Source organism: Brenneria sp. hezel4-2-4 (assembly GCF_013155275.1).
GTDB lineage: Bacteria > Pseudomonadota > Gammaproteobacteria > Enterobacterales > Enterobacteriaceae > Brenneria.
Genome location: NZ_JABJXS010000007.1, coordinates 184,779 through 196,865, shown reverse-complemented (window position 1 = coordinate 196,865; position 12,087 = coordinate 184,779). Strand labels below are relative to the sequence as shown.

The following is a 12,087-nucleotide window of genomic DNA, read 5'->3' as shown; positions in this document are numbered from 1 at the left end:
CCGACAGTCACCGTGATCGCATCACCGGCCCGCACCTGATCGCCCACCTGGCCGGTGACGCTGATGGTTTGGCCGGACTCGGCGGCATTCACTACGTTGTCAGCCGTAATCGTATCAATACTGATCGACGCATCCGGGGCCAGTGTATCAACCGTTGTCGAACCACTTACGCCAGTGCCTGGCGTCCCGTTCTCGTCGGTGTAACTGCCGTCAGGAACATGAATACTCACCTCTCCCTCAAAATCAGGGCGAGGTGTTATCACCGCTGTCCACTGAGTCGGGGAGTTCGGATCCTGAGTCAGGCCGCTTAGCGTACCATTCTCAACCGTAATATCATTTTCATCAAAACCCACCGGAGGTTTTGTAAAGGTGAAACTAATCGTACCGTCATCATTGATGGTAAGCGTCAAAGCAGGAGGTACTGCGGTATCGACACCGGTATCAGTGGAAGCGGTGTCGGAGGCTACTAACGCCGCTGAGCCGGCATTACTCTCCACAGTATCAAGATCCGCAGCAACAGTTTGAGGTGTGGAGTCATACCCGATTGAGGCTTCAACAATTTCTCCGGTAAGATCCAGAACGACCGGCGTATGGCTGCCGCCGCCGTCGCCGGCTTCACCAATATCTTCATTGCCCGCTGCCGTCGGATCCAATACTTGTGTCGGGTCTTCCCCCTGGGCGATGGCCGATTGTAAGGATGCGACCTCGTCGTCCGCCGCCGCGGCATTCTGAGGCGTCACGCCGGCGACGTCGCTCCAGCGGCTGTCGCGGCCTAAATCCAGCGTGCGGCCGTCAGGTAACGTTATAGAAACGGAGCCGTTGTCTCCCGTAACGACTTCTTCACCACTATAGATACGCTCACCCGCGACCACTAACCGTTGACTGCCATCCAATGCGATGACAAAAACCTGACCAATAACGAATTTGATGATACCGATTACGCTATTCAAAATAGTTTCCTCTTGATATCTATAATTATTTTTATGTAACAGATAAATTTTAGTAAAAAACTTACGACATCATCCTAACGGGCTGCTCTTGCTGTGTATCGTTCTGACAACGTATTGAGGTGTCGCCATAAATTAGCGTTCTTATGCGTCAATCTCTTGACTCGATGGCTAATATAATAAAAAATTCAGAATATTCTTTCCAGAACTTTACTCATATTGAGTAATTAATATATTTTAGCTAATTCTCATTTTCTTGCAAAAGAGTAACATATTGATATTCTTATATTTATTATTAAGTTAGTTTGCAAACCATTAGTATAATAATCTTTTGCAGGAATAGGAATAATCACAAAAACAACATTTGTGAAGGAAAATAATAGTATGTCGCATAATAAATATAGTTTCTCTACATTACTTTTGATGACGGTTTTTACTCATTCCACTCATGCCGATACTATTCAGGACGCGATAAAACACGCTCTTAATACCCATCCTGAAGTCAGCGCCTCAGTTAACAGTCGTTTCTCGGCCGACCACGATTTAAGCGCCGCCAAAGGGGGATATCTCCCCTCGATAACGTTAAACGCCGGAACCGGCCGTGAAGAAACGGACAGCGCCTCAACCCGCGCCAGCGGTAATCACCGTGTCGGACTGCATCGCAGTGAATCAAGCATCAACCTAAGTCAGACTGTTTTTGATGGTTTCGCCACGTCCAGCGAGGTCGGTCGTCAGCGCGCGACGGTAAACTCCCGGGCATACAAAGTATTAAACACCAGTGAAGCCACGGCGTTAGACGCGGTACAGGTTTATCTCGATGTACTGCAACGTCAGGAATTTGTGCGACTTGCGGAGGCCAACCTTGCCAGCCATGAACGTATCTACGATCAGATAAAATTGCGTAGTGAGCAAGGCGTCGGCCGTCTTGCCGATATGGAGCAGGCCGAAGCCCGTCTGGCCCAGGCCCGCAATAACGTATTGACGGAAAAAACAAATCTCGATGACGCCCGGACCAATTACTACAGCGTTATCGGTAAAGAGCCTAATAGTCTTGTTATTCCCGACAACGCCGCCATCACTCTGCCCGCGTCGCTGGCAGAAGCGCAACATACCATGCTAGCTAATAATCCGGCGTTGAAATCCGCCGAATCCGACATTGAGGCGACCAAACAGCAATACGAGGCGGCGAAAGCAACCTTTTATCCACGCGTAAATATTGAGCTGGCGCGCAATATGGATAACAACATTGATGGCGCCCGCGGCCACAACAACGAATGGCAGGCGATGTTGAGAATGCGTTACAACCTGTACGAAGGCGGCAGCGGTAAAGCCAGCATGGAATCAAAGGCTTATCAGGTAAAAGAAGCGCAGGATGTAAGAAATAACGCCCTGCGTATGCTCAATGAGGAACTTCGATTGGCGTGGTCGGCCTTAAATAACTCCCATCAGCAACTGCCTATTGCCGCAGAATATGCCGACCGGAGTATGAGAGTACGCACCGCTTATCAGAAACAGTTTAGTCTGGGCGAACGAACACTACTGGACTTACTGGACAGTGAAAATGAATTATTCACCGCACAGCGGCGTCTGGTGGAAGTCCGGTTTACGGCATTGTTTACCGGGTATCGGATAAAATCCCGGATGGGAGATTTATTAAATAGTTTATCAATCCCGGCGCCTTCGGCGGGTAATAGCCTTACGAACGTGACAACACATGCAGAGTTACCTAGGCTGAATTAATATATTTGATTATCCAATTTCAATAAATCATGTTTGTATATAAGCTTCCCGGCCTTGTCGGGACAGCCTATATACAAATTATCAATTGCAGGGACCGCGTTGAGTAAGGGAAAGTTCAGCTAAATGAAGTTGCATTCTGTTCACGATACTAACCATCCTGACGAATCGGTTGCCCATGAACATAGCGATCCTCGTGGTCGTCATGACGATCCGTTGCTGGATAGTTTGCTAATACTGTGTTCTTTGCAGGGGAAATCGGTCAGCAGAGCAACGTTAACCGCCGGGCTACCCCTTGCCAACCAGCGTCTGTCGGTGAAGTTACTGCCCAGAGCGGCGTCCCGAGCGGGATTACAAGGCCGAGTGCTAAAGCGGCCGCTGGACAAAATTGCGGAAATGTCGCTTCCGGCAATGCTGTTGTTACGTGAAGGAAGAGCGGCCGTTTTACTGGGTTGGAATGCTGATGGCAGCGCCCGCATCATGCCCAGTGAAACAGAAGGCGGGGAAATTACCGTCGATCACAACACATTGCAGCAGAACTATCTGGGACTGGCGATGTTTGCCCATCCCCGACATCAGGTTGATATTCAGACCGACTCACTCATCCCCCGAACCCAATCCTGGTTCAAAGATACGCTTAAACTGTCGCGCTTTCTTTACCTGGATGCGGTTCTTGCCAGCCTGCTGGTTAATATCATCGCGTTAGCAACGCCGCTGTTCATTATGAATGTTTATGACAGGGTCGTCCCCAATCATGCAACGGCAACCTTGTGGGTGCTGGCGATTGGCATTACCGGGGCATTTATCTTTGATTTGATATTGAAAACCCTGCGTGGCATTTGTCTTGATATCGCCGGGAAAAAAACCGATCTGATTATTTCAGCCACGCTATTTGAACGTATCACCGGTATGTCGATGAAAGCCCGCCCGGCGCGGGTCGGCAGCTTTGCTCAAAATATTCATGAGTTTCAATCGCTCAGAGATTTTCTCTCTTCATTAACATTGACCACGCTGATCGATTTTCCTTTCACGTTATTACTTCTGCTGGTAATCGGTATTATCGGCGGGCCATTGGTCTGGGTTTCGATACTCGCCTACCCCATCGCTTTGCTTACCAGTTGGGCGCTGCAAAAACCGTTAGCGACGACGATTGAAAAAACGATGCACCTGGCCAGCGAACGTCAGGCGACATTGATCGAAACGTTAAGCGCCCTGGATGCAATAAAAGTCAATAATGCGGAAAGCGAACGGCAATATCAGTGGGAACAAACCATCGGTAGCCTCAGCCGGCTGGAAATGCGGGCCAAGGCATTGTCATCGTTGGCGGTTAATCTGACGCAATGGATTCAGCAATTTGCCGGCGTCGCCATGATCGTGGTCGGCGTATATATGTTGATCAACGGCAAACTCAGCATGGGGGGATTAATCGCCTGCTATATGCTGAATGGCCGGGCGCTCATACCGTTGGGGCAACTTTCAGGTCTGGTTACCCGTTACCAGCAGGCTCGCCTGACGATGGAAACGACGGAACAGATGATGCAACTGCCGCAGGAACGCAGTGATAATGAACGTCCGCTTAAGCGGGAAAGCATTCGCGGCAGCATCGAGTTCCGCGATGTGACGTTCAATTACCCTGAGCAGAAAAACAGCTCGTTGCAAGGCATCAATATTTCAATCAATCCTGGTGAAAAAGTGGGCATCATCGGCCGGAGTGGATCCGGTAAAAGCTCGCTGCAAAAATTGATCGTCAATCTCTATCAGCCGGCAACGGGTAATATTCTTATTGATGGCGTCGACGCGCGCCAGTTGGACGTCAGCGATCTGCGGCACAACATCGGCTATGTTCCGCAGGACATTCAGCTTTTCAGCGGATCGCTACGCGATAACCTAATCAGCGGTGCGCGTTACGTTGAAGATGAAACGATGCTACAGGCGGCTGAAATAGCGGGCGTTAATGAGTTTGCCCGTTTGCATCCGGATGGGTATAACCTGCAGGTTGGCGAGCGCGGTCAGCAGTTATCCGGCGGCCAGCGCCAGGCTGTCGCGCTGGCCAGAGCACTTCTGCTCGATCCGCCAATTCTGATTTTTGATGAACCAACCAGCTCTATGGATAACACCAGTGAGGATCGGCTCAAGCAGGCGTTAGTTCCGGTGCTCGCCAACAAAACGCTATTACTGGTGACCCATCGGGCATCCATGTTGGCGTTAGTCGATCGTTTAATTATTGTCGATAAAGGGCGCATTATTGCCGACGGCCCGAAAGCCATCGTGATGGATGCCTTAAAGAAGGGGCAGATCAATGTGTCTCGTTAAATATGCTAAACGCATCGGGCGTTATTTTACCAAACGAGATGAAGACAGCCTTCAGACCATGCCTGAAGTCAGTCGCGCCATGGTGGAAGATTCCCCCAGAATCATTCGCGTCACGCTATGGAGCATCGGAGCCTTTTTCTTGTTTTTCATTCTTTGGGCGGCATTCGCCAACGTAGACGAAGTCACGCGCGGGGATGGCAAGGCGATCCCCTCCTCCCGGCTGCAAAAAATCCAGAATCTGGAAGGCGGGATTGTCACTGAACTGTTTGTACGAGAAGGTCAGGTAGTTCAGGCCGGCGCCCCTTTACTACGGCTTGACGATACCCGCTTTGCTTCCAATGTCGGAGAAACCGAAGCAGATCGGCTGGCTTTAATCTTGAGGATTGAGCGGCTGAATGCCGAGATTAACGATCGTGATTTAACGTTACCAGACAACATAGCCGCGCTGACGCCGGAAGTGGCTGATGGCGAGCGAAAGCTATATAACAGCCGACGCCAGCAGTTCCATAATGAAATATCCGGGTTGGAACAACAACTGATACAACGCCGCCAGGAGTTACGGGATTTCTCGGCCAAACAGATCCAGTTCCGCAACAGTCTGAATCTGCTTCAGCAAGAAATCAGGATGTCTGAACCGCTTATCGCCGAAGGTGCGATTTCCAAGGTGGAAGTGTTACGTTTGCGACGCGCCGAGGTGGAAACCAAAGGCCAGTTGGAGTCTGTCACGCTGTCGATACCCCGGGCCGAGTCAGCCATAAAAGAGATCGAGAGTAAAATTGAGGAAACGCGTGGGCGTTACAGAAGCGATGCGCTGGCGCAGTTGAATGAGGCTCAAACCAACCTGAATAAGATCGCCGCCACCGGTAAGGCATTGGAAGATAGGGTAAATCGTACTTTAGTCGTTTCTCCCGTCCGGGGTATTGTCCAACAAATTCTGGTGAACACTATTGGCGGCGTTATTCAGCCGGGGAGCGATTTGGTGGAAATTGTTCCGCTGGATGACAACCTGTTGGTCGAGGCCAGGATCCGTCCTCAGGATATCGCTTTTCTGCACCCCGGCCAGGAAGCCATCATCAAACTCACCGCTTATGATTACACCATCTATGGCGGGCTAAAAGGCCAGCTTGAACAGATTAGTCCGGATACGGTGACGGATAAAGAAGGGAATAGTTTTTATATTATTCGGTTGCGTACTGATAAAAACTATCTGGGAAGCGCTGAGAAACCGCTGCTTATTATTCCCGGCATGGTAGCGTCGGTCGATATAATAACCGGCAAGAAAACGATTCTCAGCTATCTATTGAAACCCATTATTCGGGCCAGAGCGGAAGCACTGCGGGAAAGATGACTGAAAAAAGCTTTTCTTGCGAAAAGCTTTTTTACTTAACTATCACAATCACCCTTTTATTTATGATTATTTAAATCATGATAAATTTGGGTTTGACTACGACCCAGGGCTTTTGCCTGATACATGGCAGAGTCCGCATTAATTGCCAGTGTCAGGGAATCAGTACCGTGCTCCGGGTACAGCGCGATACCGATACTACAGGATATATCAAGCCTTTTTCCTTCAATATCAAAGGGTTCGTTTAACGCTTTGTGAATTTTATCAGCAACATACAGCGTGTTGTCAACTTCCTTGATACCCTGTAATAAAATGATGAATTCATCGCCGCTGCGCCGATATACCGTATCTGAATCCCTTACCGCACCGCGCATCCGCGTTGCGGCTTCCTTTAATAACAAATCGCCAACGGCATGGCCGAAAGAGTCATTTATCTGTTTAAATTTATCAAGATCGAGGAACATCAATGCAATCTTTCTGCCTGTTTGCTTAGACAGCAGTATTGCCTGCTCCATTTGCTCTGCAAAGGTTAGACCATTCGCCAATGAAGTTAATGAATCATAATGCGCCAGCTGGCGATAGTGCTCTTCACTGCGGCGCAACATATCAATAGCGCGATATCGTTCTATGGCGATGGATATTAGCTGAGCAGATTTCTCAATAGAAAAAACCTCTTCATCATTAGGGACATACACTTTTCTATGATAAACACTGAGCACGCCTAATATTTCTTTATTTTGCCCAAAAATAGGTTCAGACCAGCATGAACGCAAACCTGCATATAAAGCCAGCCCTTTATATAGAGACCAATCAGGATGGACAGAGATATCATCGGCGATTACGCGTTTTCCGGTATAGGCCGCGGTTCCAAATGAAGCGGCGCCATCAGCAATTTTAACGTTATGAATCGCATTTTTATAAAAGCCCGGTAAACTGGGCGCCGATCCTAAAGTCAGGCATCTCTTATCTTTATCAACCAGCAATACCGAGCATACTATGCGGCCAGGATTTTTTTCTTCCACGCTAAATATGATGGCATCAAGAATATCTTTTAACGGAGCGCCGCTTGATAAAAGCTCCAATGCTCGATTATAAGAGTTATCATGATGCTCTTGTGTTTTTCTCTCGGTGATATCAAGCTTAACGCCAACGTATTGAGTTGAATTATTGGCTTTATTATATATTTTAACGATATTGGCTTTTTCCCAATACAACTGTCCATCTTTCCGACGATTAATAAATTCACCGCTCCAGATATCGCCTTTATTTATGGTGGTCCACAGATCTTCATAGACGCTTACGTTAGTCATTCCCGAGCTTAATATATTCGTTTTTTTACCAATCACTTCATCCGGCATATAACCAGACATAGTAATAAATTGACGATTGACATAAATAATTTTACAATTTTCATCCGCAATCATAATAGAAGCAGGACTATATTCCGTCGCAAAGAAAACCATGTTTAGAAAATTTTGTTTTTTCTGCTCAGAATTAAACTTTTGTTTAATTTTTCTATTCTTTACAGAAGAAAACAACAACAGCACTAACAATATGGTTATTATAATTTCATACACAATAGCACTCTCCTCAGGGCCGAGCGGTCCTGATCGTACAAATCACATCACTGGTGACGAAAAATCCCGGTAATAAATCCCTATCCCATCGATTTTCAGGATTGGCGCATTTCCGGAGAGCGGAAAGGATGAAAGAAAAAGTGCTCCAGAGAACTGAAGAATTCAGAAACATAAAAACATCAACATAAAACCCCCGCCTATGACTGTGTGTAAATAAGAACAACAAGATCAAAAAAGTGTTTTAATTTAGTATTAGTAATTGTTTATGTTATAAGTTTTGCTAATGAGATTAGAAAATATCCCACCACACGTATGATGATATATTCTGAACATCAATTTTTTGTAAGCAAATCAATTATACCAATAGATATCACCATTTTAATCAAAAAAACCTATCATAAAACGATTTTCGATCGTTAGTAACAAACATTGATTTTTTTATCATTAATAATCAATTAATTAAGTGAAGATGAAAACCTTTTGACAATTTTTCTGACATCGGATGCTTATTTACCAACAAAAAGCACAAAAAACACCGCCTCACCATTTAACAATATCAATCACTGCATTTAACAAAAATTAAGAAATAAAACAACACAAACAAGTAAACCAACAAATCAAAACACTTTTTTTAACTATAAGAAAAAATTATCATAATGCGCCTGATTTTTTGGAATCAGTAAACGTTAACCGACGTAATAGCGTTGAGGAGGAAAGGAATAAAGAAAGGATAAAATCAGATTTAGAATAACGTGCATTGCAAAGCGTTAATCAATGCTCAGAGAAAAAGATGATCGAGTAGAAACTTTCACCTAAAGTTCCGTTCTTAGCGCATCAAAGTTATCAAATGGTTGAGGACGAGAAAGATAGTATCCCTGTGCAGCATCCGCATGCGAGGATTTAACAATGGCCCACTCTTCTTTCGTCTCAATTCCTTCAATAACGACGTAATTGCAAAAGCGCGCGAGCAAGGCAATCAGCGCAGGGAAAACCTCACGGCCTTCACCGCTTTGCTGTAGCAGAATAAACAGTTCACGGGCAACTTTAATGCAATCATACTGCGCCAACATTAATGATGAAAAATTCGCCATCCCGCAACCAAAATCATCCAACCAGAGCGTTTGCGCTTCGGGCAGTTTCGTCAAGATCTCTTTCGGTAATCCCCCCTGGTTTTCTACCATCTCGAAACGGATCCAGGGCATCGAAGAGATAAGCCTTTTCGCTTCATGACTTTTTTGTAAAGCAAGCAACGTCATACCGTCAATATTAAGCGATGCCACCAGGTCGTCACGGATAAAACGCAGGTGCCACTGGGACAGAAGTTGCAGTTGCTCCACAATAATTTTCAGACGCGCGTCAACATTGATGTTGGCAAAATATTTTTCAGGAGAAACAAACTGTTGTGGCAAGGAAGGGGAAAAAACCGAGGTTAATAACTCAATAGCCATCAATTTACCTGATGTTCGGTAAATCGGCTGAAAAGTATACCGCCGCTGGCATTGACGCCAGTAGTCAGGATCCAATGATTCAGCGTTCCCCTGCTGGGGAAACAATAGCCCAAACTGATTAAAATTCCCTTCCTGTTGCACTATAATTTCCGCCATTAGACTGACACTATTAGTTATAAAAACCAGATCTACACGGGTATATACCGTTATCGACTCTCCAGAAACAAACTTTATCAACGATACTGATTAATCTATGTCCACTACCTGAGGCGCATAAAATACTAGCATCACAATTACATTAATTTAAGTTATAAATCAATAGATTAAAATCCGAGAGTCACAGTCGTATTGGCTGATGTTGGTATTCTAAAGGATAAACTCAGAACCAATTTAACGAACAGATGGTTTTTTTACCCTATAACTTCACTATCTATTTGTCCGTCAACGACAGTTGAGCGTGTTTAAAACCGCTGTCAGCAGGTATAATCTGCGCCCTGTTTGTAAGATAGAAGATCATCATGGCGTTACTCATCACCCATAAATGTATCAACTGCGATATGTGTGAACCTGAATGTCCCAACCAGGCTATCGCAATGGGCATGGACATCTACGAAATCGATGCCAGCCGGTGCACGGAATGTGTCGGGCATTACGACACGCCAACCTGTCAGAAAGTGTGTCCGATCGACAACACCATCATCAAGGATCCCGAGCACCAGGAAGGGAATGAGCAGTTGTGGGAAAAGTACGTGTTACTGCATCACGCGGACAAACTCTGAGCCTTAATCTTCGATAATCACCGTTGCGCATGCGTAACGCCGCTCATCCGCCAGGGTAACATGCACATGCTTTACCCCCAGACGAGCAGCCAGCTCGGAAGCTTTGGCAAAAAAGCGCAGGCAAGGCTTCCCCAGTTCGTCGTTAAATACCTCAAACTGAGTAAAAGCCAACCCGTTGCGAATTCCAGTACCAAAGGCTTTCGACGCCGCTTCCTTAACGGCAAAGCGCTTGGCAAGAAAACGGGCCGGTTGCCGATGCTGCTGATATTGTCGCCACTCATTTTCCGTCAAAATCCGCCGCGCCAGCCGCTCCCCCGAACGCTCAATCACCCATTCGATGCGAGCGATCTCGACAATATCCGTTCCGAGACCGAGGATCGCCATCAGCGTCGCGCTTCCCGCAACAGCGCTTTCATTTCAACAACCGCAGTGCCCAAGCCACTCATCACCGCACGTCCGATAATGGCGTGACCGATGTTCAACTCATGCATTTCCGGCAACGCCGCAATAGGCAGCACATTATGGTAGGTCAGACCGTGGCCGGCATTGACTTTCAATCCTTTGCCCGCGGCATAGGCAGCAGCCTCGCGGATGCGCGCAAACTCATGTTGACGGGACGGTTCATCGACGGCATCGGCATAAGCGCCGGTATGGATTTCGATGTAAGGCGCGCCGCTAGCGGCGGCCGCATCGATTTGGCGTTTATCGGCATCAATGAACAAGGACACCTGGATCCCCGCGCGACTTAATCTGGCCACCGCATCGTTCATTTTCTCCTGCTGACCCGCAACATCCAGTCCGCCCTCGGTGGTCACTTCCTGACGTTTTTCAGGCACCAGACAGCAAAAATGCGGTTTCAACTCACAGGCAATATTCACCATCTCTTCGGTCACGGCCATTTCCAGATTCATACGGGTTTGAATGGTTTCCCGCAGGATACGGACATCACGATCGGTGATATGACGACGATCTTCACGCAGGTGGACGGTAATCCCGTCAGCCCCCGCCTGCTCAGCCAAAAAGGCAGCCTGCACCGGGTCCGGATAGGCGGTACCGCGGGCATTACGCAGGGTTGCGATGTGATCGATATTAACGCCCAATAACAGCTCAGCCATGGTAAATCCTCGATAAAATAATGCGTAATAAAAGGCAGTTTACACCGATGTGCGCGTTTCCGGGTACAGAAGAAGCAGGATTATTTATCGGCAGGCGGGGTTTTCGGTAAATCGAACTTAGGTAAAAACTGGCGAAACAGTTCACGGCTTTTCAGCGGCTTACCGCCAAGATAAGGTTTTAGGGCGATACGGGTAAAACGCTTGGCCGCGCGTAATGTCGCCGCGTCGGGAAACTCCCGTGACGCCAACGCGCGCAACTCATAACCGGTAAAGCTGTTGTTATCGACGACCAGGCTGGCAATAAAGCCTTTCTCTTCACGATAGCGGTAGGTCATGCTATCGGCTACCGGTTCGCCGCTCCCGGCACAATGCAGAAAATCCACGCCATATCCCAGGTTCCCCAGCAAGGCAAGCTCAAAGCGGCGCAATGCCGGCTCAGGCGAGACATTCTGAACGGCAAGCTGCTGCAAACAGTTGAGATAATCAAAAAAGAGCGCGGAATAATTGGTTTCATGCTCCAGAACCCGGGCCAGCAGTTCATTCACGTATAAACCGCTGTAGAGCATACTTCCGCTAAGCGGAAGCGCCAGAGAGACTGGCTCGGCATTGCGCAGGGTTTTCACTTCGCCCCGCCCGCTCCAGCGAACCAGCAGAGGAGTAAAAGGCTGCAAGCAGCCTTTCAGACTTGAACGACGCGCCCGGGCGCCTTTGGCAAGCACCCGAACCCGACCATCGCTTTCACTGAATAAATCCAGTAGTAGACTGGTTTCGCTGTAAGGTCGCCCATGCAAGACAAACGCGCGTTGCCAGCCTTCCATCGGCATCG

Annotated in this window: 10 protein-coding genes; 4 read left to right on the top strand and 6 right to left on the bottom strand. The window is 47.6% G+C overall.

Translation table 11 applies throughout. The annotated features are described in order from the left end of the window. Positions 1-950: retention module-containing protein (locus HOY33_RS15095; RefSeq protein WP_253906976.1), on the bottom strand; the 950-nt coding region annotated here is incomplete at its 3' end. A gap of 381 nt (positions 951-1,331) precedes the next feature. Between HOY33_RS15095 and HOY33_RS15090 the strand changes: the two genes are divergently transcribed. The 3 genes from HOY33_RS15090 (at position 1,332) to HOY33_RS15080 (ending at position 6,345) form a co-directional block, all read left to right on the top strand. Continuing rightward, positions 1,332-2,687, top strand: a complete 1,356-nt coding sequence (locus HOY33_RS15090) for a TolC family outer membrane protein (protein ID WP_172290957.1) — start codon at positions 1,332-1,334, stop codon at positions 2,685-2,687. A gap of 123 nt (positions 2,688-2,810) precedes the next feature. After that, positions 2,811-4,997, top strand: coding sequence for a type I secretion system permease/ATPase (locus HOY33_RS15085; protein WP_172290956.1), 2,187 nt, complete (start codon positions 2,811-2,813; stop codon positions 4,995-4,997). Next, the gene (locus HOY33_RS15080; protein WP_172290955.1) at positions 4,984-6,345 is read left to right on the top strand and encodes an HlyD family type I secretion periplasmic adaptor subunit; all 1,362 of its coding nucleotides are present in this window, start codon (positions 4,984-4,986) and stop codon (positions 6,343-6,345) included. Before HOY33_RS15085 ends, HOY33_RS15080 begins: the two co-directional genes overlap by 14 nt. Before the next feature lie 56 nt (positions 6,346-6,401). Here HOY33_RS15080 and HOY33_RS15075 read toward each other — a convergent pair whose 3' ends face one another. Both HOY33_RS15075 and pdeH read right to left on the bottom strand, forming a co-directional pair. Next, complete coding sequence (locus HOY33_RS15075) at positions 6,402-7,919, bottom strand: diguanylate cyclase domain-containing protein (RefSeq protein ID WP_172290954.1); 1,518 nt, start codon at positions 7,917-7,919, stop codon at positions 6,402-6,404. An 812-nt stretch (positions 7,920-8,731) separates the two neighbouring features. Then, entirely contained in the window at positions 8,732-9,523 is a 792-nt protein-coding gene (pdeH, locus tag HOY33_RS15070; protein ID WP_172290966.1) for a cyclic-guanylate-specific phosphodiesterase, read from the bottom strand. 362 nt (positions 9,524-9,885) lie between these two features. On the opposite strand from pdeH, the gene HOY33_RS15065 reads away from it, so the two are divergent. Next, positions 9,886-10,146 carry a YfhL family 4Fe-4S dicluster ferredoxin gene (locus HOY33_RS15065; protein ID WP_172290953.1) on the top strand — a complete coding sequence of 87 codons (261 nt, stop codon included), beginning with the start codon at positions 9,886-9,888 and terminating at the stop codon, positions 10,144-10,146. Between the two features lie 3 nt (positions 10,147-10,149). On the opposite strand, the gene acpS is transcribed toward HOY33_RS15065, so the two are convergent. The 3 genes from acpS to recO form a co-directional block, all read right to left on the bottom strand. Then, positions 10,150-10,530: a holo-ACP synthase gene (gene acpS / locus HOY33_RS15060; protein ID WP_172290952.1), complete on the bottom strand. Its 381-nt coding sequence runs from the start codon at positions 10,528-10,530 to the stop codon at positions 10,150-10,152. Next, on the bottom strand, positions 10,530-11,261 hold the full coding sequence (gene pdxJ / locus HOY33_RS15055) for a pyridoxine 5'-phosphate synthase (RefSeq protein WP_172290951.1): 732 nt from the start codon (positions 11,259-11,261) through the stop codon (positions 10,530-10,532). The genes acpS and pdxJ overlap by 1 nt, the downstream gene beginning before the upstream one ends. Positions 11,262-11,341: 80 nt before the next feature. Next, positions 11,342-12,079: a DNA repair protein RecO gene (recO, locus tag HOY33_RS15050; protein ID WP_172290950.1), complete on the bottom strand. Its 738-nt coding sequence runs from the start codon at positions 12,077-12,079 to the stop codon at positions 11,342-11,344. Between the last annotated feature and the right edge of the window lie 8 nt (positions 12,080-12,087).

What these genes read in the sequence shown, in the direction of transcription:
- HOY33_RS15090 (WP_172290957.1), top strand. Translation starts at nt 1,332, where the DNA reads ATGTCGCATAATAAATATAGTTTCTCTACATTACTTTTGATGACGGTT.
- HOY33_RS15085 (WP_172290956.1), top strand. Translation starts at nt 2,811, where the DNA reads ATGAAGTTGCATTCTGTTCACGATACTAACCATCCTGACGAATCGGTT.
- HOY33_RS15080 (WP_172290955.1), top strand. Translation starts at nt 4,984, where the DNA reads ATGTGTCTCGTTAAATATGCTAAACGCATCGGGCGTTATTTTACCAAA.
- pdeH (WP_172290966.1), bottom strand. Translation starts at nt 9,523, where the DNA reads ATGGCGGAAATTATAGTGCAACAGGAAGGGAATTTTAATCAGTTTGGG.
- HOY33_RS15065 (WP_172290953.1), top strand. Translation starts at nt 9,886, where the DNA reads ATGGCGTTACTCATCACCCATAAATGTATCAACTGCGATATGTGTGAA.
- acpS (WP_172290952.1), bottom strand. Translation starts at nt 10,530, where the DNA reads ATGGCGATCCTCGGTCTCGGAACGGATATTGTCGAGATCGCTCGCATC.
- pdxJ (WP_172290951.1), bottom strand. Translation starts at nt 11,261, where the DNA reads ATGGCTGAGCTGTTATTGGGCGTTAATATCGATCACATCGCAACCCTG.
- recO (WP_172290950.1), bottom strand. Translation starts at nt 12,079, where the DNA reads ATGGAAGGCTGGCAACGCGCGTTTGTCTTGCATGGGCGACCTTACAGC.